This is a genomic window from Actinomadura coerulea (assembly GCF_014208105.1).
In the GTDB taxonomy this organism is placed as follows: Bacteria; Actinomycetota; Actinomycetes; order Streptosporangiales; family Streptosporangiaceae; genus Spirillospora; species Spirillospora coerulea.
This window is the reverse complement of record NZ_JACHMQ010000001.1, coordinates 4,351,642-4,374,168: the sequence shown is the minus strand read 5'-3', so window position 1 is coordinate 4,374,168 and position 22,527 is coordinate 4,351,642. Positions and strand designations below refer to the sequence as shown.

General features: G+C 70.6%; 15 protein-coding genes and 1 pseudogene. 7 read left to right on the top strand and 9 right to left on the bottom strand.

Annotated features, from left to right (window positions below; all coding sequences use genetic code 11):
* Positions 1-60 precede the first annotated feature (60 nt).
* The 4 genes from BKA00_RS19950 to BKA00_RS19935 all read right to left on the bottom strand — a co-directional run bounded on the left by BKA00_RS19950 (position 61) and on the right by BKA00_RS19935 (position 4,767).
* Positions 61-1,965 carry a hypothetical protein gene (locus tag BKA00_RS19950; protein ID WP_185027139.1) on the bottom strand — a complete coding sequence of 635 codons (1,905 nt, stop codon included), beginning with the start codon at positions 1,963-1,965 and terminating at the stop codon, positions 61-63.
* Entirely contained in the window at positions 1,962-2,687 is a 726-nt protein-coding gene (locus BKA00_RS19945; RefSeq protein ID WP_185027137.1) for a toll/interleukin-1 receptor domain-containing protein, read from the bottom strand. Before BKA00_RS19945 ends, BKA00_RS19950 begins: the two co-directional genes overlap by 4 nt.
* A gap of 13 nt (positions 2,688-2,700) precedes the next feature.
* A complete protein-coding gene (locus BKA00_RS19940; protein ID WP_185027135.1) occupies positions 2,701-3,993 on the bottom strand; it encodes a helix-turn-helix domain-containing protein in 1,293 nt (430 codons plus the stop codon).
* A 165-nt stretch (positions 3,994-4,158) separates the two neighbouring features.
* A complete protein-coding gene (locus BKA00_RS19935; protein WP_185027133.1) occupies positions 4,159-4,767 on the bottom strand; it encodes a dihydrofolate reductase family protein in 609 nt (202 codons plus the stop codon).
* A 796-nt stretch (positions 4,768-5,563) separates the two neighbouring features.
* Between BKA00_RS19935 and BKA00_RS19930 the strand changes: the two genes are divergently transcribed.
* Positions 5,564-7,321: a selenium-binding family protein gene (locus tag BKA00_RS19930; protein WP_221493223.1), complete on the top strand. Its 1,758-nt coding sequence runs from the start codon at positions 5,564-5,566 to the stop codon at positions 7,319-7,321.
* Complete coding sequence (locus tag BKA00_RS19925) at positions 7,305-8,702, top strand: hypothetical protein (protein WP_185027130.1); 1,398 nt, start codon at positions 7,305-7,307, stop codon at positions 8,700-8,702. The genes BKA00_RS19930 and BKA00_RS19925 overlap by 17 nt, the downstream gene beginning before the upstream one ends.
* A 34-nt stretch (positions 8,703-8,736) precedes the next feature.
* Here BKA00_RS19925 and BKA00_RS19920 read toward each other — a convergent pair whose 3' ends face one another.
* Complete coding sequence (locus BKA00_RS19920) at positions 8,737-9,540, bottom strand: SDR family NAD(P)-dependent oxidoreductase (protein ID WP_185027128.1); 804 nt, start codon at positions 9,538-9,540, stop codon at positions 8,737-8,739.
* A 170-nt stretch (positions 9,541-9,710) separates the two neighbouring features.
* On the opposite strand from BKA00_RS19920, the gene BKA00_RS19915 reads away from it, so the two are divergent.
* Positions 9,711-10,415, top strand: coding sequence for a TetR/AcrR family transcriptional regulator (locus BKA00_RS19915; protein ID WP_185027126.1), 705 nt, complete (start codon positions 9,711-9,713; stop codon positions 10,413-10,415).
* A gap of 174 nt (positions 10,416-10,589) precedes the next feature.
* Here the strand turns inward: BKA00_RS19915 and BKA00_RS19910 are convergent, their stop codons facing one another.
* Entirely contained in the window at positions 10,590-11,723 is a 1,134-nt protein-coding gene (locus tag BKA00_RS19910; protein ID WP_185027124.1) for an outer membrane protein assembly factor BamB family protein, read from the bottom strand.
* Positions 11,724-11,989: 266 nt separating this feature from the next.
* Here BKA00_RS19910 and BKA00_RS19905 point away from each other — a divergent pair, with 266 nt between their 5' ends.
* Both BKA00_RS19905 and BKA00_RS19900 read left to right on the top strand, forming a co-directional pair.
* Positions 11,990-12,934: a TIGR01777 family oxidoreductase gene (locus BKA00_RS19905; protein ID WP_185027122.1), complete on the top strand. Its 945-nt coding sequence runs from the start codon at positions 11,990-11,992 to the stop codon at positions 12,932-12,934.
* A gap of 194 nt (positions 12,935-13,128) precedes the next feature.
* A complete protein-coding gene (locus BKA00_RS19900; RefSeq protein ID WP_185027120.1) occupies positions 13,129-14,901 on the top strand; it encodes a RecQ family ATP-dependent DNA helicase in 1,773 nt (590 codons plus the stop codon).
* Between the two features lie 66 nt (positions 14,902-14,967).
* Here BKA00_RS19900 and BKA00_RS19895 read toward each other — a convergent pair whose 3' ends face one another.
* From BKA00_RS19895 to BKA00_RS39070, 3 genes and pseudogenes are all read right to left on the bottom strand, one after another.
* The gene (locus BKA00_RS19895) at positions 14,968-16,965 is read right to left on the bottom strand and encodes a WD40 repeat domain-containing serine/threonine protein kinase (protein WP_185027118.1); all 1,998 of its coding nucleotides are present in this window, start codon (positions 16,963-16,965) and stop codon (positions 14,968-14,970) included.
* Positions 16,966-16,987: 22 nt separating this feature from the next.
* Positions 16,988-19,012 carry a WD40 repeat domain-containing serine/threonine protein kinase gene (locus tag BKA00_RS19890; RefSeq protein WP_185027116.1) on the bottom strand — a complete coding sequence of 675 codons (2,025 nt, stop codon included), beginning with the start codon at positions 19,010-19,012 and terminating at the stop codon, positions 16,988-16,990.
* Positions 19,013-19,411: 399 nt separating this feature from the next.
* Positions 19,412-19,633, bottom strand: a pseudogene (locus BKA00_RS39070) (hypothetical protein); the annotation flags it as partial.
* A gap of 173 nt (positions 19,634-19,806) precedes the next feature.
* Here BKA00_RS39070 and BKA00_RS19880 point away from each other — a divergent pair.
* Together BKA00_RS19880 and BKA00_RS19875 are read left to right on the top strand one after the other, a co-directional pair.
* Complete coding sequence (locus BKA00_RS19880) at positions 19,807-20,922, top strand: hypothetical protein (protein ID WP_221493221.1); 1,116 nt, start codon at positions 19,807-19,809, stop codon at positions 20,920-20,922.
* Positions 20,919-22,496 carry a VWA domain-containing protein gene (locus tag BKA00_RS19875; protein ID WP_221493220.1) on the top strand — a complete coding sequence of 526 codons (1,578 nt, stop codon included), beginning with the start codon at positions 20,919-20,921 and terminating at the stop codon, positions 22,494-22,496. The genes BKA00_RS19880 and BKA00_RS19875 overlap by 4 nt, the downstream gene beginning before the upstream one ends.
* The last annotated feature ends 31 nt before the right edge of the window (positions 22,497-22,527 follow it).

Genomic DNA, 22,527 nt, shown 5'->3' with positions numbered 1-22,527 from the left:
TTGTCGTGACGTTTCGTCCCGCACACACGGTTCTCTCCTGATTTCTGCGTGGATGGTGGTCTACTGACTGTGTGAAAAGGTGCCGAAGCGCTGACTGATCAGTGTGCTGAGCGGAATCAGCGACGGCGTCGTGCGTGTCATCTCGTAGAAGCGAGACAGAAGGATCACGTCCCCGCTGGCCGCATGGACGATAATGTCGATAAGGGTGTCGCGATGATGGTCGTCTTCGACGGCGACGGTCAGCCAGCGTCGGACGAACGGAGTCCACTTTCCGTAAGGGAGTTGCGCGAAGACAAGGGACCAGCCGTAGGTCAACTGACGTCGAATGGTTTTTTCGGCGACCAGAGCATAGTTGCGTCTACCGAGCGCGGTGAGTGCCTCAGGATCAGCGAGTTCCATAAAGAGGGTGACATCCGAAGAGAACTTGCCTGGTTCAAACGTGGCTTCCGTTAAGCGTGCCAGCATCTGCCGGCGAAGTCGCGGTGCATCGTTCACGAGCGCTACGAGGGTGTCGCGGGCGCGGGTGCCCGTCTCGCGCCGCGCCAGGTGATGCAGACGGACCAGTGCTTCTGCGGGATATTTCACCATCATCTCGTCCCGGCACGCCGCGATGATCAGTTCGGCGATCTGGCTCGAAAGGTTGGAAATGCGCGACCAGTTGTATATCTGCCGCCGGAAGAATCGTCCCTGCTTCTCGTCCCGGAGGCCGCGCTGCAGCACCTGAGCGGCGGCCTCCATCTTTCGTCCTGTAGTGGGAAGTGCGGTCAGTTGGTTCAGAAGCGAAGCCAGAACCTGCCCGTACCGCTCATGCAGCAGGCACTGGGCGGTGAAACGCTCGACCAGATTCTTCCGCTCGAGTGGCGATAGGTCCGGCGAGTCGACCGTGCTTACGACCCAGTCCCGCAAGGTGTCGTGAAGGCCTGGCATATGCGTCCAGAAGTACGACCGGACCGCGGCATCGTAGTCGAGTTTGGCGAACTGCACCGTGCCGCAATCATCGAGCCGCGCACCGATTTCATGAAGTCTCTTGTCGAGAAACGCATGCTCCAGCAACGGAAGATCTTCGGGGGGATGTTCCGCGCGGTCGAGAAGGGCCGCGCTGGCGCGGTGCACGACGTCGGCGTGGGCTTCGTGAAGCATGGCGACGGTGATGAGCAGGGCGCGCTCTTGGCCGGTGATCAGCGCGGCCATCTGTTCGGCCACATCCTGCGCCTGACCGGACCAGGCGGTGAAAGCAGCCTCGCTCCACATCGTGAAGTCGCCTTCGCGGTGCTCATCCCGAGCCCGGCGGATGAGGTCCACGTAGGCGGGGATGTCTTCCATGCGCCGGGCGGTTGCCAAGAACCGGAGTGGAGGCAGCGGTGTGGGCCGGTCAATCTTCTCGACCTGCAGATAACGCACCAGCACTTCAGCTACCGCAGGGCGCTCAATTCTAGCGCGGTAAGGGGCCAAGGTCGGGTCGAGGGGCGCCGCCTTGTCCGGCAGGATGACGGCAAGGTAGGCGTCGCGTTTCTGCACGGTCGCACGCAGCGAGGAGAGCTCCGCGTGGACCTCCTCCCAACGCGTCCCGGTGAGCGCTGAGAGGTCGAGCCATACAAGCTCACCGTCGCCGACATGGGTACGATCGATGCGCGGGGCGTTCTCTTCTTCTTGCGGTACCAGTTGATGAAGCTGCCCGGCGTCGTCCTGGAGACCCTGCAGAAGGATTTGAGCTGCCGCGACTCGGCCGCTACCTGGTGTCCCATCGATGAACACGGTGTGCGAGGCCTCGAGGATCTCCCGTGCCTCGGCCAGCCCGGCCGGCTCTACGAAGCGACGTCTCAGCCACCACAGCTCATCCGCCGGCTTCTTCCGCGGCGACGTACCCAGCGTGCTCGGGAGCGTGATTATGTTGTTGATGTCTCCGTTCCCTGCGTGAAAGCTCCCGGGGGCCCCGAACACGTGCGTCTCGAAGGAGTCGTTCACCCCCCTTCCTCCCCGCGGGTCCTGCCGAAGCGGTGGTTGACACCACCGTGGTTGTCGCCCTGGACGTAGGTCGCCCCATCGCCGGAGAACTGAGGGGAGTTCTGGTTGATGTCGCCCTTCCCGGTGTGGACTGGGCCGTGGTTGCCCTTGACGACGGTGCCGACGTCACCGCGGATGTCGCGCCCCTGGATGACCGTTCCTCGAGGGGCGCTCACGGTGTTGTGCACGTCGGCCATACCGGCGAAACCGGAAGACTCCTGCTCCGCTCGGCCCAGTTCGGGGACGAGCCGGGCCAGGAAATCGCCGATGTGTCGCAAATCCCCTTCGCAGTCCCGGGGGTCCAGGCGCAGAGATTGAATCTCGGCCAGGCACTTCAGCTCGCTCGGCAGGTCCGCCGCCTTCAAACGTTCGGTCGTCCGGCCCTTCAGCACCGGGATGACGGTGGCTCCCGAGGCACGCGCCTCCAGGATTTCCCGGCGGACCCAGTCGTCCTCCTCCCGCAACCTCGGGTCGCGGGCCCACCCAGGTCCGATCACGGCGAGCATGACGACGCTGTGGCGCACGGCGTTCAGCAGCTCTTCCGGATAAGACCGGCCAGGGCTGATGGAGGTCGTGGCCCGGAAGATCTTCTCCCGGCCGAACCTGTCGGACAGACCTCGCTCCAGCAGGGCGGCGGCTTCGTCGCCGTCGCCGGTGCGGTAGTTGACGAAGACGATCTGCATTCTGGTCTCCTCACTACGGGACAGCGGCTCGAAGCGCTGTCCCGAGTCCGGGCATCAGTTCGCTCACAGACGGGTTCTTCGGGTGACGCGAGAGAGTCCGCGCCAGGGCACGCAGATCGGCGAAGACCGTCGCCGAGCCGATCGTGGTGATGTCCCTCAATAGCCCCCGGGTCAGCAGACAGGCCTGATCGATTTCACCGTCCGCGGCGTGAGCCAGCGCCCCGCGGACACCGAAGCGGACTCGCGTGCGCACGGCCCCCTCGGGCACTTGTGCCAGTTGCGTCGCGATGACCTGGGCGGCTGCGCCAGGCCGGCCCAGGTCGTACAGGCACCAGCCTCGGACCATCTCGGCCGGATCCGGAAGGTTCGTTGTGCCGATGACGGGGGACTCCGCGCTCTCCGCATGCTGGGCGAGCAGAGTGCGCGCCTGATCCAGACACCGCATGCACGAGTCGTAATCACCGGCCAGCGCGTGTCCTTGGGCTTCCCGCTGTGCGGCCAGACCCCGGATCCGGGGTGGTTCTCCGCCCGACTGCGCCTGCCGGGCCAACCCGATCGTCTGTTCGGCGTCGTCACGGTAGAGGGTGACGAGGGCGCGGCGGACCAACGCATAGGCGGCGAGATTGTGATCGCCGCTGGCGTCCGCAAGCTCGACGGCACGCCGGGTCCACCACAGGGCGCCGGCATCGTCTCCGTTCTCCTGCACCAGCCAGCCGATGTACTCGGCGTAGCGGGATCCCAGCCGCAGCAGCCCCTGACGCGTACCGGCCCCCACGTGGCGGGACAGTTCCTGGAGAGCATGGGTCTGGGCTATGAGGACGGGTACCAGCGGCCCGGCGTTGGACGCCTGACCGAGTTGTCGATACTGATCGAAGAGGGATCGATACGATCCGAGAAGAGAAGTATCTTCTTTTTCGCTATGAACGGCAGGCCGACCGATGCTCATGCCCGCAACCGATGCGGCGCCGGTCATGACCGCCTGTCGGCGGCTTATCGGTAGGAACCGGCTCTGGCCGTCGGGGGACAATTGCATTAGCCACACCTCCTCCTCCTCAGAACCTGTTTCTGCGGTGACCTGATCGCTGGAGCGGTTCTCCTGAGTCAGGGCGACGAGCGTCCCCCCGGCGTCGAGTGCGGCGTCGCAGAGGCGCACCAGTTCCCGGCTGGGGCTCTTGATCCCTCGCTCGACCTTGCTGAGCTGGCTCTTGCTGTAATGAACCCGCTGAGCCAGACCGGTAAGGCTGAAGCCGGCCGCCAGGCGTCTTCGTCGAAGTTCCTCTCCGAAAGTGGTGGCTAGCTGGACCACTTGAACCTCCGTCGCAGTCGGCTGGACTGTCCGGGAGCCACCACCAGCAAGACTGCGGGAGACAAGGCCGACTGGACAAGTGGCTCCCGGTGTTTCCCGTTTCCTCTTATGGAGGGAACAGGAGGCCGCCGCGTTTGTCGATGAACGCTTCAAGTGACATTTTTGCTACTCCGGCCGGCCGGAAGAAGGCCGGCGGCGGGTGTAGTGGGTGATGAATACGCCCTTGGGGGTGGTGACGGTTTCGGTCAGGGCGAGCTCGGTCAGGGGGGCGGGGCCCTCGAAGAGGCGCTTGCCGGAGCCGAGGGTCAGCGGGTGGATCAGCAGCGTGTAGTGGTCGATCAGGCCGGCGGCATGCAGGCTCCGGACCAGTGCGGCGCTGCCGTTGATCGCGAGGTTCCCGCCCGGCCGGGACTTCAGATCCGCCACCGTCTCGACGGCCTCGCCGCGCAGGAGGATCGAGTTCTCCCACGCGTCCGCGTCGTCCAGGGTCTTCGACACCACGTACTTCGTGGCCGCGTTCATGTGCGTGGTGAACGGGTTGCCGTCGGTGGCCCGGCCCCACGCGTTGAGGAAGTCCTCCCACGTCCGGCGGCCGAACAGCATGGCTCCGGCGTTGGCCATCCCCTTGGCCATCTCGCGGCCCATCACCTCGTCGTTGTACTGCGGGCCCCAGCCTCCGTGGGCGAACCCGCCGCGGGTGTCCTCGTCCGGGCGCCCCAGCCCCTGGACCACTCCGTCGAGGGTGACGAACATCGTGACGCTGATCGAACGCATTGATCCGGCCCCTTCCGCAGCGCGGGCCGCCGGTCGCAGCCCCGTCACCTCCTACACGAACGCCCGCCCGCGAAATCGACACCGGCCCGCGCGAGGTGCTCGGCCGGGGGCGCGTCGTGAGCGGTGGGGGGCCGGTGACTCCGGCCCAGCGCCACCGAGGGAGCCTTGTCGTCGAAGCGCTTAACCCAAACCTCGGACGGCGGCCGGATTCGGTCAGCTAGCGGATTATGTAGCGAAGTTCCGGTCCGCGGGCGCGGCTTATGGGGAATGGCGGGAGGAGCGGCGCGATCGGTGGCCGGGTGGCCGGATGTTGCGGGCCGGTCGGCGCCGAGGAAGCCGTCCGGAGAGGACGGCTCATTGACTTCTCAGTTCACTCCGCGTTGGCGGGAATGTGGAATCGCTGAGCGAGGAGCCGGGTGGGGTCCTCGGGGGACGCGTATGCGCTGACCAGCAGGTGTGTGAGCTGCGGCCTCCCTGTGCGGTTCGACGGGAGCGTGTCGGCCGTGCGGTGTGGGACGCGGGAAGCCCGGCTTGGCGGAGCGTCGGGCCGAATCCCCGGCAACACCGTTGTGGAACGGGGCCCCCGGACGCGGAAATCCTTCACGTCTAGGCGTCCGCGGACGGCCGGGACGTAATCCGCGCGCCCTTCCGCCCTCGGGTCGGCATGCTGTGCATCCGACTCTGGATAGCTAGTAATTAGTATAGTAAATTGACGCCGATCGGCGATCCCGCCTGCGGAAACACGGGGGACAAGGCCATGGTCGGCATTGAACCGTTCTCGAAACTGCGCCGAAGGTTGATCGTTCTCATCGCGCTGGCGGCGGCCGCCGCCGGCCTGGTCGCGTTCCAGCCCGTGGCAGGGGCGGACGCCGGAGCCGGTGACGTGGTCGTCAGCACGTCCAGCGTCAGGGGGCGCGACGGCACCACCTACACCGTCACCAACCACATCGTCCGGACGAACGGCCCAGGCCACCGGAAGGAATGGCTGCTGGTCTGGACGGGCGACGCGAGCGTCCCGGGCGGCCCGGTCGGCGCCGCGGGCCACGCCGCGCACGGGAAGGCCGGCGCCGAGGGCTCCGCCGACCCCGACTTCCTCGCGGTGATCGACGCGACGCGGGGCTCCCGCGACTACGGCAAGGTCGTCAACACGGCGACCATCGGCCCGCTGCTGCAGAACGAGCCGCACCACATGCAGTACGTGTGGCACAAGGGCGACAAGGTGTACGCGGGCGGGCTGCTCAGCGACACCACGTACGTGTTCGACGTCGCGCAGCTTCCCCAGGTCAAGCTCAGCGGCGTCGTCACCGCGACGGACACCCCCTGCGGCACGGCCCCGGACGCCTTCACGACCTTGAAGGACGGCACCGCCTACGGCGCCTACATGGGCGGTCCCAACGTCCCAGGCCCGTGCACGTACACGCACGGCGAGGTCAGGACCGGCAACGGCGCGGCCGGGACGCCCGGCGAGGTGCTCCGGCTGGACCAGAGCGGCAGGGTGCGGGTCGAGTACCCGGCGGCCACGGAGGCGGCCGAGCCCGACACCTGCCACAGCATCCCGCAGGTGGACCCGCCGACCTGCGCCAACCCGCACGGCATCCGGGTGCGCGAGGACCTGAACCGCCTGGTCACCAGCGACTTCGCCGAGGTGCGGAGCCTGATGCTGATCCCGTCCGCCGACTTCTACATCGCCCGCGACACGGTGCGGATCTACGACATCGCGCATCGCGACCGCCCGAAGCTGCTGTCGGTCTCCCGCCTGCCGGACGGTCCGCGCAAGGAACCGTTCCTCATCGAGGAGGAGCCGCGCGTGGTGATGGAGACGGCGCTCACCAACGAACGCCACCACCGGGGCGGGTTCGTCTCGACGATGGGCGGGGCGTCCATCTACTACACCCCTGACATCACCGACCCGAAGCCGACGTGGCGCGAGGTCTTCGACGACACGACCGCGTTCACCAGGCTCGCGCCCGCGCTGGACAACCGCGTCGGCATGGACGGAGGCTCCTGGCTCCAGACCAGCGCGGACGACCGGTACCTGTACCACGTCGTCATGCGCCGGGGGGACGAGTCGTCCGGCGGCAAGGACACCGGCATGGTGTACGTGCTGGACATCCGCAAGCTCGTCGGCGCGGGCAAGCAGACGCGCTGCAACATCGACACTCTGGAAGAGGTCACGCGCGGCGGCGCCGAGCCCGACTGCCCTTCCCTGGTGAGCGTCCTCCCCGTCGAGGACCCGACGACCGGCGGCCCGCACTGGGCCGCGCTGGACAACTTCCGGCAGGGCCCCGGCGGCTACTACCAGGAGACGCGGCAGCCGACGCGGCTCGTCATGGCGAACTACTTCGTCGCCGCGTCGCCCTTCGACGGCGACCACCGCGTCTGCATGGTGAACATCTCCCCGAGGCAGCAGCTCTCGATCGACCGCGGCTTCAAGGACGAGCACACCGGCCGCCCGTGCGTGGAGTTCAACCGGGCCGCGTGGCCGCACGGCGAGACCGGAGACGCGCGCCCCCACGGCGTCCTGTTCGCGGTCTCCGATGCCGACGTCCGCTGACGTCCGGCGCGCGCTGGCGGGGGCGGCGGCGCTGCTGCCGCTCCTCGCCTCCCCGGCGTGGGCGGACGGCGGTCACGGCGGCCACGGCGCGGTGCCGGACGGCGGGTGGGGCACCACGGCGATCCGCGTCGTCGCCCTGCTCGCCACCGCGGTCGTGGCGGGCGCCGCGCTGCTCCGGCCGCGCACCGGCCCGCCGTCCCGCCGCCTCACCGTGCTCGTCTCGATCGTCGCGGCCGTCGCGGCGGTCGGATGCCTGGTGGCCGTGGACCGCGTCCTCGTGGCCCTCGCGCTGGCCGCGGTGGTGCTCGCGACGCCCCGCGCGCTCCAGCACCCCCGGCGCTCCGCCGCGTCCGGCGCGGTGCTGGCCGCCGCGCTCGCGACACTCACCGTGGGCGGCTCGCTCACGGTCGTCCGGGACCGGGTCGCGCCCGGCGTTCCGCTGTTGCGCGAGGTCGACCTGGCGGGGGAGCGCCTGCCGATCCTGGTGACTCCGCAGCGTCCCGGCTGGAACCTCGTCCACACCGGTGACCGTCCGGTCTCGGTGGGGACGTCCCGCGATCCGGCGAGCGCCACGGCCCGCATGCCGGGCGCGCCCGGGACCTGGCGGCAGGTGTGGCTCCCGCCCGGCCGCAGCCGGATCACCCTGGCGTCCGGCGGCCGGACGACCTCTCTCGCGGTCGACACCGGCCGGGGCCCGGCCGCGTCGCCGCGGCTGCGCACGGACGGCCCCGAATGCGCGAGCGCCGCTCTCGGCACCCTCGTCTCGGGCGGCGGCGCCTCCGTCCCGTGCCCGGCCGACCGGCTCGACGCCGCCGACGCCGCCGACCTCCGCGCGACGGTCGGGTTCCTCGCCGGCCGCGGAGTCCGCTCCGTCCACCTCGTCGAGGACGGATCACCCCGGTCGCGGGCCGCGGCGCAGGCCGTCCGGGAGGCGGGCGCGCGGACCGGAGTCACGATCGCGGCAGCGGCCGCGAACCGGCCGGTCATCCTCGTCTCGGGCTGGTCGAAGGCGGACGCGACCCTCCGCCTGATGGCGCGGGGAAGCCTGCGCGGGCAGGGCGCCTACCTTGCGCCCTGGCTGCTCAGCGCCCCGCTGCTCGCCATCCCCGCCGCCCAGATGCTCCCGCTGCGCTTCTCGCCGCGCGACCCGGACCCGCTCCGCTACGCCGCCGAACTACGAGCCCGCTTCCCGGACGAAACACCCACCGCCACCGGCTACCAGGCCTGGCGCGGCAGCGGGGAACACGACGTCCCGGCCCGCCTGTACGCGGCCTCCCTCGTCACCTTCATGCCGTCGAGAGTTCCGGCGCAACACACGCACACCGGCACCAGCTGGCTCCCGGGAGGCACCATCACCGTCGCCACCGGCCCCCTCTCCTGACCCCTCACGGGAAACACCGGGGCGGGCCCGCCGCCTACCCGGCGGAACCGGTCTCGACGCGGCGCGTCACGATCGCGGCGATGAGCCGGCCCAAGGCCGGCACCTCCAGTGGCAGGAGCGACGTCGCCGGATGGGTGCGGCGACGCCCGCCCCTCTCGACGGCCTTCACGATCGCCTTGGCCGCCGACTCGGGAGAGACCGGCGGCGGGGTGCGCATCGGCCCGGTCCGCCAGGGGAGCAGATCGATGTCGCGGGCGGCGGTGTCCGTGGCGCCGGGGACGATCTCCAGTACCGACACACCGGTGCCCTTCAGTTCGTGCCGCAGCGTGAGGGTCAAATGCGCCAGGGCGGCCTTGGACGCGCCGTAGTAGCCGAGAAGCGGGATCGGCACGGCCCGCAGGGTGGAGGTCACGTTCACCACCATCCCGCCGCCGTCGCGCAGGGCGGGGAACAGATGGCGGGTCAGGGCGAGCGGCGACCAGAGGTTCGTCTCGAAGAGCGCCCGCGCCTGGTCGTCGTCACCGGTGATGCTCTGTGCGGCCACCAGACCGACTCCGGCGTTGTTGATCAGAATCCGGACACCGCCCAGCGCGGACATCGCGTCCCGCGCCAGTTCGGCGGCCGCGCCGGGACGGGACAGGTCCGCCTCGATCACGCATGGACGCACCAGGCCGGCGTCCTCGATCTGGTCGGCGACCTCGACCAGGGCCGCCCGGCGCCGGGCGGCGATCGCCAACCGCCCACCCCGCTCCGCCAGGGCGAACGCCACCGCTCGGCCGATCCCGCTCGAAGCGCCCGTCAACAGGATCGGCGCCCCTGCCACGGATCGACGGCTCACCCGCCTGCTCCCGCCGGAATGGTGGCACCCATCAAGGCCTCCCCATGTTGACTGATTATCAATCAATTTGGGACGGTAATACCGCTCTCCCGGTCCGTCAAGCAAGAGCCGGGGCACCGCGCCGTATCCGAGCTCCGCGGCCGGCCGCCAACGCGCTCTAGGCTGCTGCCATGACCGGTCTGCAGCCCGACGGCGCCGAGACGCCCCGCGTCGACCGGCGCGTCCGGCTCGTCACGGCCGCCTCGCAGCTGTTCTCCGAACGCGCCTACGACGAGGTGACCACCACCGAGATCGCGCGCCGAGCGGGCGTCGCGTACGGGCTCATCGCGCACCACTTCACCAACAAGCGCGGGCTCTACCTGGCCACCATCCGTGCGGCCGGCGAAGCGCTGCGAACCCTTCAGGAGACCCCGCCCGAAGGCGAGACGCCGGCCGAGCGGCTGCGCGACGCCATCAACCGGCACATCACCTACATGGACCGCCACGCCGCGGGATTCCTCACCCTCATCCGCGGCGGAAACGGTTCGGACCCCGAGGTCCGCGCCATCATCGAGGACCTGCGCTGGCAGGGCGCTCTCCGCGTCCTCGACGCCCTCGGCGCCGAACACCCCGTCCATCCCGTACTCCGCGCCTCCATGCGCGGCTGGGTCGGCTACCTCGACGAACTCATCGTCGACCACATCCAGCACCACGACGTCCCGCAAGAGCATCTCGTCCGGCTGGCGACCAGCGCCCTGACCGCGACCTTGCGCACGGCCTGCTCCACCACCCCCGACGCCGGGATCGCCGCGGCCACGGTCGATCGTCTGGAAGACGCCTCGGCCGGCACGCCGGGGCCGCGGACGAAGAGACAGGCCAGGAAGGGAACGCCATGACAGAGCGCACCCCGTCCGGGGAGATCCCGCAGGTCGTCGCCGCCGCGCAGAAAGCCGCATCGGCGGCCGGATTCACCCGGTCGTGCACCGACGAGGTCGGGCGTTTGCCGCGGGTACTGGCGGCGGGAGGCTCATCGTGTCCCGCCTGGCCTGAGCCGGGTCGCGGCAGGCCGTTCAGACGCGGATGAAGTCGTAGGTGAGCGTCTTCGCCTTGGCGTCGTGGCCGATCGCGACCCAGTCGTCGCCGAGCCCTTGCAGCCAGCCCGGGAAGCGGCCGAGGCGACGGCCCGTGGACGCGTCGTAGACCAGGACGAAGGGATGGTCGTCCTCGGCTCCGCTGACGGCGACGCGCCGCTGCGTGACGGCGGTCTCCCAGCTGGCGGACGTCCCCGGCAGCCCGGGTTCGGGCGCCTTCCACAGGACGCGGCCGGTACCGAAGTCCAGCAGCGAAAGGGCGCCGGTGTCCGCGTGCTCGCGGACCAGGAGCGTGCGCCCGTCACCGTCGATCGGGACGCCCGGGGCTTCGCCACGCCAGACCGTCCGTCCCGAGGCGAGATCGAAGACCTGCGGCCTGCCGGTGTCGGTGGACGCCGCGATCCGTCGGCCGTCGCCGATCAGGTCGAGACCGGTGCTGGACGGGGCGAGCCGTTTCTCGCACTCGCCACCGGCCTCGCGTCCCGCGTAGACCTTCCGGGTCCATTCGCGGTGACCGGTCCCCGCCTCGGTCGCGGAGACGGTGACCGTGCAGTCCCCGTCGCCGGACGGAGGATCGTGGTCGGTGCTGATCAGCGTCCGCCCGACCACCACCGAGTACCAGCCGCTTCCGCCGGAGGCCTGCGGCAGGGGCCGGTCGTCGCCGCGGCGCGAGGCGAAGATCCGCCCGGTCTCCGGGACGGCCGGCGGACGGACCCCGACCGCCGTGTTCGCCAACCGCACGTCCTCGCTCCCGAGCCTCCAGCGGACCTTCCCGGTGCGCAGATCCTTCCGGGTGATCTCGCAGTTGACCCCCTCGCCGCAGACGGTGGTGAGCACGGCGTCCCGCGTGACCCGCGCCCTCATGACCGGACCGTCCTGCCAGAGCGTCCCGCCGTTCGCCGGATCGATGACACTGAACCGGACCGTGTCGGCCGTTGCGGCCTTCCACCGATGCACGATCAGGTCGCCTGCCACGTCGACCTCGTCGTCCTCACCGGAGGGCACCCGCCACAGCTCCCGTCCGGACCCGGGGTCGACACCGAGGACCGCCCGGTCGTTCGCGATCACCGCGACCCGCCCGGCGATCGCCGTGGTGTTCTCGCCGGTCGGCACGGACAGAGACCAGGCCGCGGGCGGTCCCTCCCGGGACGGGAGCCTCAGCGAGGCACCGGAGCAGGAGGCCCCGGCCGTGGACACCAGGATCAAGAGAGCGGCACCGAGCCGGGATCGGATCATCCCGACATCATCCCGGCCCGGCCCCCTGACCGCCATTGGCCGGCCGTCCCCGCTCGGCCCGGCCGAGCGATCGCCTTGCGACCAGCAATTGAACGTGTTCAAATACTTGCGTGAGGCTCGTTTCACGAGACGGGGGAGGGCCGATGAGAATCGTGATGCCCGGAGGGACCGGCCAGGTAGGCGCGGTCCTGTACCGTGCGCTGTCCGCCGCAGGCCATGACGTCGTGGTCCTGACCAGGCGCCCCGTACGCGAGCACGAGATCGGCTGGGACGGCGAGAACCCGGGCCCCTGGACCAGGGCGATCGACGGCAGCGATGTGGTGATCAACCTGGCCGGGCGCAGCGTGAGCTGCCGGTACACGCCGGCCACCCTCCAGGACATGATGGATTCGCGGGTGCGTTCCACCCGGGCGGTCGGTGCGGCGATCGCCGGCGCCGCGAAGCCTCCCCGGGTCTGGCTCCAGATGAGCACCGCCACGATCTACGCCCACCGCCACGACGCGCCCAACGACGAGGCGTCCGGCGTGATCGGCGGCACGGAGCCCGGGGTTCCCGGCTACTGGGCCTACAGCGTGAAGATCGCCGAGGAATGGGAGCGGGCGCAGCGGCAGGCCGAGACTCCGTCCACCCGCAAGGTCGCCCTGCGCTCCGCCATGGTGATGAGCCCCGACCGCGGCGGGGTCTTCGACTACCTGCTCTGGCTGGCCCGGCTCGGCCTCGGCGGCCCGGTCGCGGGCGGTGCGCAGTACGTGTCCTGGATCCATGACCAGGACTTCGTCCGCGCGGTGGAATTCCTGATCGCTGACGACGAAATCGACGGGCCGGTGAATCTCGCCGCCCCCGCACCCGTGCCGCAGCGCTCATTGATGCGGACACTGCGCACCGCGTGGGGCGTCCCGATAGGCCTGCCCGCGACGAAATGGATGGCCGAACTCGGTGCCCTCGCCCTGCGCACGGACACCGAACTACTACTGAAAAGCCGCCGCGTGATCCCCGGCCGCCTCCTCGAAACAGGCTTCGCCTTCCACCACCCCCGCTGGCAGGAGGCCGCCGAAGACCTCGTCCACCGCGTCCGCACCTCCCGTTGACCGCCGCTGGCCGCCCGGGGGCGACCACCTCCCGCGCGGGCGTTATCGCAGTGCAATGCGGCTGGACGTTTTCGCGGACGTTCTTGAGGGAGAGTCCCGCGTGTTTCGTCGCTTCCGGCGAGGGAGGACGGTCGGTGCCACGCCGACGTACGTCCTCGAACTCGGCGGCGGGGGCACTGCGCGAGGAGGACCGAATGGGCATGCGGGACGTCTGGGGCCGGATGGGCAGGCGTCGCCGGCTGCGCCGGGTGGCCAGGGAGGTGTTCGGCTGGCCGGACCTGCGGCCGGGCCAGGGCGAGGCGATGGAGCACCTGCTGCGGGGCCGCGACGTCCTGCTGGTCATGCCGACCGGCGGCGGCAAGTCGGCCGTCTACCAGGTACCCGCCCAACTGCTCCCCGGGCCGACCGTGGTGATCTCACCCCTGATCGCCCTGCAGCGGGACCAGATGGTCGCGCTCACCGGCCGCGACGCCGGCGGCGCCGTGATGGTCAACTCCGCCCAGTCCGGCGGGGCGAGCGAGGACGCCATGGACCAGATCCGGGCGGGCGAAGCGGAGTACATCTTCCTCTCACCCGAGCAACTGGCCAAGCCGTCGGTCGTGGAGCGGCTCGCCGCCGTGCGCCCCTCGCTGATCGCCGTCGACGAGGCGCACTGCGTCTCCTCGTGGGGCCACGATTTCCGGCCGGACTACCAGCGGCTCGGCCGCGTGATCGAGCGCCTCGGGCATCCCCCGGTGATCGCGCTGACCGCGACCGCCTCGCCGCCGGTGCGCGACGACATCGTCGCGACCCTCGGGCTGGCGGAGGCACAGCAGATCGTCCGCGGTTTCGACCGGCCGAACCTGTCCCTGAAGGTGCGGCGGTTCCACGAGGAGACGGACAAGAGACAGGCGCTGATCGAGGACGCCGCCGGACGAAAGGGGCTGGGCCTCGTCTACGTCGCCACCAGGCGCGACGCTGAGGCGTACGGCGAGGAACTGGCCGCGGCGGGCCTGCGCGCGGCGTCCTATCACGCCGGGATGAAGGCGGCGGACCGTCACCGGGTGCACGAGGCGTTCCAGGGCGACGAACTCGATGTCGTCGTGGCCACCTCGGCGTTCGGCATGGGGATCGACAAGCCCGACGTCCGCTACGTCCTGCACGCCGCTCCGCCCGAATCGCCGGAGTCGTACTACCAGGAGATCGGCCGCGCCGGGCGAGACGGGGAACCCGCAGCCGCCGTCCTGTACTACCGCTCACAGGACCTTGGCCTGCGCCGCTTCTTCGCCGCGGGCAGGCCAGACGAGGAGAAGATGCTCCAGACCGCGACGCTCCTCCAAGCGCACGGCGGCGTCGTTCCGGCGAGCGAGATGCGCACCACCCTGGAAATCGGCGCAACGAAGCTCACCAACTTGGTGAACCTGCTGGAACAGGCCGGAGCCGTGGAAACGACCGGCCGGGGAGACCTGCGATACGTCCAGGAGGGTCCGCCGCCCGAGGAGGCCGTGGCACGTGCCACGGAACTCGACGAGAACCGCCGGCGCGTCGACGACTCACGCATCGACATGATGCGCGCCTACGCGGAGACAACAGACTGCCGCCGCCGCTTCCTCTTGGAATACCTGGGCGAACCCCACCCGGGCTCATGCGGGACCTGCGACGTCTGCAAAACCGGAGCAACCCCCGGGCCGGATCGTGCCGGCGAACCAGCCGCACCCCCGAACAATGCCGACGACGCCCCGTTCTCCCTGCACGCCGAGGTGGAGCACGCCGCATGGGGGGCCGGAACGGTCATGCGAGTGGAACCCGACCGGATCACCGTCCTCTTCGAAGAGGCCGGCTACCGCACGCTGTCCCTAGAAGCGATCGAACGCGACAACGACCTCCTGACCCTCCGCCCACCAGCCCGACGCGGACGAACCCGCCAACGCACACCCCGAAACAAGGCCGCCGCAGGCAGCAAGCAATCCACCACCGGTGTGCCGTGACGCAGGCGCAGGCGCAGGCGGCCCCGCCGGCCGGCCACGCACACCTTCGACGCCGACAAAAGTTCGTTACACGGGCACTTTCCATAGGTGGATGGTGCCGTCTTGGGTGCCGGTGGCTAGGGTGCGGCCGTCCGGGCTGAAGCGCACGCTGAGGACGGCGCCGTCGTGTCCGGTGAGCGTGGGGCCGAGTTGCCGGTGGCGGGCCACGTCCCACACGCGGACGGTCCCTTCCGAGCCTCCGGCCGCGAGGGTGCGGCCGTCCGGGCTGAACTCCGCCGTGTGGCAGCGGCCGTCGCACTGGAACGGAGTGCCCGTCTGCAAGCTCCGGGCCACGTCCCACAGGCGGACGGTCTCACCGCCCGCCGTCGCCAGCGTCTGCCCGTCGGGGCTGAACGCCACGTCCTCTATCCAGGAGTCGTGGCCGGACAGGTTCTCGCTGAGCCGCTTGCGGTCGTACACCTCCCACAGCTGCGCCACCCCGCGGGTGTTCCCGGTCTTGGGGTCCTGCTCGGTGCCGGTCGTGCCGATGGCCAGCATCCGGCTGTCCGGGGCGAACGCCAGGGCCTGAACGTTGCCTGCGTCGGTCCCCAGGAGCGGGCCCACCTTTCCGTCGTCCAGGTCCCACAGCCGCACGGACTGGTCCGTGTTGCTGGTGGCCAGGACGCGGTCGTCCGGGCTCAGGGCCAGGGACGTCAGGGGCCCGAGATCGATGTCGAGGTCGCTCGGCTCGCCCTTGCCCGACACCGGGAAGAGGCGGAGGCTGCCGTCGTCGCCCGCGGTGTACAGGGTGCTGCCGCCGTGGCTCATCGCCAGCGCGTTGACGCCGTCGGGGTGGTCGAGGGGCGCGCGGAGCTGCTTCCCGTCCGCGACGTTCCAGAGCCGTACCGTGGCGTCGTCGCTGGCGCTGGCCAGTGTCCGGCCGTCCGGAGTGAACACCAGGTCGCGCACGGACGCGGTGTGCCCGCGTAGCGATCGGCTCGGCGGCGGTGCCGCGGAGTGGTGCGACCCGGGGCCGCTCCGGGCAGCCGATCCCGACCACGGCACCACCACCAGGGCCGTGGCCACCGCCGCGCACACCGCCAGCACGCCGAGCGCCGCCAGCGCGCCGCGCGGGGAGCCGAGGACGGTGAACGGGCCGGAGCGGGGGCGGCGCGGGTAGGCCAGGGTCGCCGCGGGCTCCGGGACGGGCGCCCACCCGATCCAGGCCCGCCGCTCGTCGATCATCCACTGCACCGCGGGCGGCCACGGCTGCGCGGCCGGGGCGACCGCGCCGAGCATCGCCCTCAGCCGGGCGGGGTCCGGCCGCCGGGCCGGGTCCTTGGCCAGGCAGGCCGCGACGGCCGGACGGAGCCTGTCCGGCACGCCGGACAGGTCGGGCTCGGCGTGCACGACGTTGTACAGCGCCTGCGCCGGGCCGGGCCCGTCGAAGGGACCCCGGCCGGTGCAGGCGTACACCAGCACCGCCCCCAGCGAGAAGACGTCGCCGGCCGCGGTCGCCGACCGTCCCTCGGCCTGTTCCGGCGACATGTACCCGGGCGTTCCGGCCAGGACGCCGGTCGGCCCGTCGCCGCCGTCGCCCTCGGCCGCCCGCGCGACCCCGAAGTCGATCACCTTGGGGCTGTCGGCGGCCAGCAGCACGTTGGACGGCTTGAGGTCGCGGTGCACCAGCCCGGCCCGGTGGATCTCCGCGAGCGCGGCCGTGAGCCCGGCCGCCAGCCGCAGCACCGCCGGCTCCGGCAGCGGCCCGGCCGTCCGGACCGCGTCCCGCAGCGACGGCCCCGGCACGTACACCGAGGCCAGCCACGGGGTCGGCGCGTCGGCGTCCGCGTCGAGCACCGCGGCCGTGTACGCGCCCGACACGCTGCGGGTGGCCGCCACCTCGGCGCGGAACCGCTCCCGGAAACCGGGGGTGCAGGTCAGCCGGGCGTGCATGAGCTTCACCGCGACCGGCCGCCCGTCGGGCGCGGTCCCCAGCAGCACCCGGCCCATCCCGCCGCGGCCGAGCTCGCCGATCATCCGGTAGTGCCCGACCCGCTCCGGGTCGGACGCGGCGAGCGGTCGCATGGTCACCTTGCCCACCGGTGGTTCAGGCGCGGGTGCGGCCGGCGATGTCGTAGAGCCACACCTTCTCGTCGCCGCCGACCGCGAGGACCTTCCCATCCGGGCTGAACGCCACGGCGGAGGCCTTGCTCGGGAGCCCGATCGGCTTCCCGACCTCCTTGCGCCCGGCCACGTCCCACAGCCGCGCGGTGGTGTCGTTGCCGACGGTGGCCAGCATCCGGCCGTCCCCGCTGAACGCCATGCCCTGCGGGGCGTGGTCGCTCGCGGGCACGATCTCACCGAGCGGAGCCCTGCGCTGGACGTCCCACAGCCGCACGGTCAGGTCGGCTCCCCCGGTCGCCAGCGTCCGGCCGTCCGGGCTCATGTCCGCCTTCGTGATCTGGACGGTGTGCCCGCGCAGGGGCTGCCCGACCACCTCGCGGGAACTCACGTCCAGCACCCGCACCAGGTCCCGCTCGGTGAAGGCCAGCAGCCGCCCGTCCCCGCTGAACGCGATGAACGACATGATGTTCGCCTTGTCGAAGTTGAGGCCGCTCACCTCCTTGCGGGACTCGGTGTCCCACACCTTCAGATGCGAGCCGATGGCCGCCAGCCGGTCCCCGGCCGGGCTGAAGGCCACGTCGCTCACCGGGGCCGGATCATCGCTGAAGTCGAACATGGGGATGCCGAGGGTCGCGCCGACCTGCCGGCGGGTGCGCACGTCCCACACCTTGACGCCGCCGTCCATGCTGGCGGTGAGCAGCAGCCGCCCCGCCCTGTCGAACCTGGCCTTGAGGGCCGACTTGGAAGCGATCTTGAGCGGCTGACCGGACGGCCGCCGGGCCTTGGCGTCCCACAGCCGTACGGTGCCGTCCTCCCCGGCGGTCGCCAGGAGACCACCCGCGCGGTCGAACTCCACGTGGTGAACGGAACCGGCATGGCCTTCCAGGACGGCCAGCGGCTTCGCGTCCTTACCGCCGCCCCCGCCGGACGCGGTCTTCCCGCCGGACGCCGGCTCGTCGTCACCGCGCAGTGCCCAGGCGGCGGCGCCGCCGAGCGCGGCGAGGCCGAGGGCGCCACCGCCCGCCATCAGCAGGAACCGCCTCCTGTCCGGCGCCGGCGCGACGGCCGTGGGCGTTGGCACCGGCGCGGGCGGGACGTGCGGCGGCGGAGCCTGCGGGGCCTGGAGCAGCCGGGCGACCTCGGCGTTCTGCCGCGCGATCGTGTCGTGCACCGGGTCCGGCCAGGGCCGGGCGGACGGCGGCACCTCGCCGATCCACCGCAGCAGCGCGGCGGGCTCCGGCCGTGCGGCCGGGTCCTTGGCCAGGCATGCCGGGACGATCTCGCGGATCCGGTCCGGCAGTTCGCCCAGCACGGGATCGGCGTGGATCACGTTCTGCAGGGTCTGCGGGGTGCTCCCCGCGTGGAACGGGCCGCGGCCGGTGCAGGCGTACACCAGCGTCGAGCCCAGCGAGAAGACGTCGCTGGCGGTGGTCAGGTCCCGCCCCAGGGCCTGCTCCGGGGACATGAAGCCGGGCGTGCCGACCAGGGCGCCGGTATGCGTGAGCTGGGTGCCGTCCTCCCCCTCGGCGGCCCGAGCGATACCGAAGTCGATCACTCGCAGGCCGTCCTCGGTGAGCAGCACGTTGGACGGCTTCAGATCGCGGTGCACCAGCCCGGCGCGGTGCACCTCGGTCAGCGCGGCGGCGAGGCCGGCGGCCAGCCGGAGCGCCGGCCCGGCCGCCAGCGGACCGGCCGCGGCGACGACCTCGTGCAGCGAGGGGCCCGGAACGTACACCGAGGCCAGCCAGGGTTCGGCCGCCTCGGGGTCGGCGTCGATCACCGCCGCGGTGTAGGCTCCGGCGACCCGACGGGAGGCGCGGACCTCGCGGCGGAACCGGCCGCGGAACCCGTCGTCGTGCACGAACTGCTCGTCGACCAGCTTGACCGCGGCCAGCCGCCCGTCCGGCCCGCTGCCCAGCAGCACCCGTCCCATGCCTCCGCGGCCGAGCTGGGCGAGCATCCGGTAATGCCCGATCTGGCGGGGATCGGACGCCTCCAGGGGTCTCACGGCACACCTCCCTCTCTCAAAAAGACAATAGCGTCTGATTGATCGAAGCGGAGGCACCCGCAGCCATCCATCACCGCCCAGCCACCCCCCGCTCGCCGCGAGCAGAGACGACCCGGTACCTGACGTCCAGCGGCTGGTGTGGCAGCCGCCAGCGTTCCACCTCGGCGGCCGCACGCGGGGAGGACGGAGACCTCCGCGTTCGCGAACGCCGCCGACGAGATCTCCACCCTGCCCACCGCCGACGCGCCTTGACTTGCAAAAAACGACGCGGGGGAGAGGAGTATTTTCGACTCCCTGGCCCTGACCGCGATACGGAAAGGAAAAACTGAAGCCCATGTGGCGGGGCGACCGAATGGCTCTAAGTGCCGTTCTCAAGCGGACATGGTAAAGGAAATCGGCTCAGCGAATCGCCGCGACGGCCGGGGGAACAGCCACCGTAACCAGTGAGCCCTTTCCGGCGTGTTGCGATCCCGTGGAGTTGCAGGGCGTCGGTGGCCTTGCGATGCGACCGGCACGGTAGGGGCAGCAGCGCAGCTTCAGCACAATCCGCCATGATTTGAGCCGGGCGTTTGCCTGTTCCCCGAGGCCGCGCAGCTTGGCGTGTGCACGGTCGGCGTCCTTGTTTAGCAGGATCGCCCCTGGCCGTGGGTGATGGTGCGTAAGCTGAGGGTGGATTGCGAATGTGATCGCAAGGAGTTGCGGTGACGGTCGACCCCCCGAAGGTTGTCGAAGAACCGACGTTCAGCATCCCCCGTCCACCCCGCTTATGGCCTTCGCCACTCGGATGGGGAGCGGTGCTCGCTGCCCTTGTCGCGCTGGTCTGTGCGGGGGCGTCGCTCGTTGTGCTGGTCGCGCGGCCCGGTCCGGTCGTCACGATCCGCGGGATCATGGCCTCCAAGCAGGACTTCTTCAACGATGAAAAAGTCCAGGACCTGTTGCTGGAGCATCACATCCGCGTCGAGGTCACTCCGCGCGGCTCGGGGGAGGTCGCGGCCGAGGTGCTCGGCCAGAAGACGGAGGCTTACGACTTCGCCTTCCCGTCCGGACAGCCGGCCGCGGATCTCATCAGGAAGGAGCGCAGCAGGCGGCGCCTGTACAACCGGACGACTTACTTGTTCACCAGCCCGATCGTGCTGGCCAGCTATCGCGAGTACGCCGAGACCCTGGTCGGGCGCGGCGCCGCGGAACGGCATTCAGGAGGGCCCGGTGACGCGCTCTACTACACGCTGAAGACGGCGAAGTTCGTCGAGTTGGGCCGGCGGGGCAGGACCTGGAACGACATCGGGATCAAGGGCATCACCAACGGCAACCGCGTCCTCGCCCGAACCTCCGGGGTATGCCGGTCCAACTCCGGCCTCACCTACCTCGGCCTGGTCGCGTACGTGGTCAACGGCAGCAAGCCGGTGCAGACCGAGACCGAGGTCGACCAGGTCGCCAAGGAGATCGGGCCGCTCGTCACCGGGACCGGCATGCCGGAGTCGGAGCTCTTCTCGGTCTACGTCACGCCCGAAGGCAAGAGCCAAGGCCCCATCGTGGTGGTCTACGAGCACCAGTTCTTCGCCTACCAGCAAGAGCACCGGCGTACTACCGGACGCGTCGACACCGAGCGGGTTCTGCTCTACCCGGAGCAGGAGTTCCAGACCGATCCGGTCTACATCTCACTCAAGCGCGGCAACGGCGACCGGCTCGGCAGGCTGCTGCGCACAGACCCCGGGCTGAGGCGCCGCATGATGGAGCTCGGCTTCCGGGTCGTCGACGACCCCTCTGACCCTGGAACCAGGCCCCTGTACGGGCTGCTCGAAGACAACGGTGTGCCGGCGCCCGACGAGCGGACGGACTACACCCGCGCGGAGCTCCCGAAGCTGGATCTTCTGGAGCGGCTGGCCGACAAGGTGGACGAGTGCCGATGATGAGGCGGCCTTCGCTAGCGTTCGCCGGACTGATCGCCTGCGCGATGCTGGTCGCGGGCACCGGCTGCTCCTCGGACGAGCCGGACACGACGCTGCGGGTGCTGGCGAGCTCCGAACTCGCCGACATGCGCCCGCTGCTCGACGAACTCCGGCGGGACACCGGTATCGCGATCGAGCTCGACTACCGGGGCACGGTGGAGGTCTCGACCTCGCTCTCCCGGGGGGACGACGACCACGACTTGGCCTGGCTGTCCGACGACCGCTATCTGCAGCTCAGGTTGCGGGCGGCGGGCGGGCGGCGGCTGCGGCCGCTGTCAGCCGCGATCATGACGTCCCCGGTGGTCGTGGGCGTGCGGCCGCGGACGGCCGAGCGGCTCCGCCGCAACGCCCCCGACCCGGAGCTGTCCTGGGCGGACATCGCCGACGGCGCCGCCGAAGGGCTGCTGCGCTTCGGCATGGCCGATCCCCGGCAGGCCAACAGCGGGCTGGTCGCCCTGGTCGGGGTGGCCACCGCGGCCGCCGGTACCGGCGGCGCGCTGCGGCCGGAGGATGTCACCTGCGACCGGTTGCGCGGGCTGTTCTCCGGCCAGACGATCACAGCGACGTCCTCGGCCGGGCTCATCGACGCGTTCGTCGCGGACCAGGGCAGGGCCGACGCGCTGATCGGGTACGAGTCGACGCTGCTGTCCCTGAACGCGAGCGGGAGCCTCCGGGAGCCGCTGGAGATCATCTATCCCGAGGACGGCATCGTGCTGTCCCGATACCCGCTGCTGCTGCTCGACCCATCGCGCCGCGCCGCCTATGACAAGGTCGTGGCGTGGCTCACCCGCGCCGACACGCAGCGGAAGATCATGCAGCGCACCCTGCGCCGCCCGCTCGATCCCAGCGTGAGACGGGATCCGCGGCTGCGCACCGAGATCGGCAACGCGCTGTACTTTCCGGACCGGCCCGAGGTCATCGACCGGTTGCTGGCCAACTACGATCCGAGCGCCCGGACGCCCGGCCAGGTGATCTTCGCGCTCGACTACTCCGGCTCCATGAGGGGCGTGCGGATCAAGGCGTTGCGATCCACGTTCGAGGGCCTCATCGGCGGCGACGGCTCGTCCATCGGCAAGTTCGTACGGTTCTACAAGGGCGAGAAGTTCATCCTGATGCGCTTCGGGGAGAAGGTCCGGGCAGAGCGCGGCTTCACCATCGCCGACCCGCATGACGCCGGCGCCATCCGCGACTTCCTCAGCACCGAGGAGTTCGAGCAGAACACCGCCGTGTGGTCGGCGCTCGATCACGCTTACCGGCGCGCCGCCGAGCTGAAGCGCGCCGCTCCGGGGCGGCCGGTGACCATTGTGCTGATGACCGATGGCCTGAACAACGCCGGCATCGAACTGAACGAATTCCTCAGCCGATACCAGGCCCTGCCACCGCAGGCCAGGGCCGTGCATGCGTACACCGTTCGGCTCGGCGAGGCGGACCCGGTCGAGTTGGACCGCGCGGCCAAGGCGACCGGCGGACGCATGGTGGACGCCAACGCGTCCTCCCTGAACCTGGCCTTCAAGCAGACCCGCGGCTGCTTTTGACACCGGAGGCACCGATGATGCCGTTGCTGCT

Coding starts and splice junctions, on each gene's coding strand:
- BKA00_RS19945 (WP_185027137.1), bottom strand. CDS start 2,687: ATGCAGATCGTCTTCGTCAACTACCGCACCGGCGACGGCGACGAAGCC.
- BKA00_RS19935 (WP_185027133.1), bottom strand. CDS start 4,767: ATGCGTTCGATCAGCGTCACGATGTTCGTCACCCTCGACGGAGTGGTC.
- BKA00_RS19925 (WP_185027130.1), top strand. CDS start 7,305: ATGCCGACGTCCGCTGACGTCCGGCGCGCGCTGGCGGGGGCGGCGGCG.
- BKA00_RS19915 (WP_185027126.1), top strand. CDS start 9,711: ATGACCGGTCTGCAGCCCGACGGCGCCGAGACGCCCCGCGTCGACCGG.
- BKA00_RS19905 (WP_185027122.1), top strand. CDS start 11,990: ATGAGAATCGTGATGCCCGGAGGGACCGGCCAGGTAGGCGCGGTCCTG.
- BKA00_RS19900 (WP_185027120.1), top strand. CDS start 13,129: ATGGGCATGCGGGACGTCTGGGGCCGGATGGGCAGGCGTCGCCGGCTG.
- BKA00_RS19895 (WP_185027118.1), bottom strand. CDS start 16,965: ATGCGACCGCTCGCCGCGTCCGACCCGGAGCGGGTCGGGCACTACCGG.
- BKA00_RS19875 (WP_221493220.1), top strand. CDS start 20,919: ATGATGAGGCGGCCTTCGCTAGCGTTCGCCGGACTGATCGCCTGCGCG.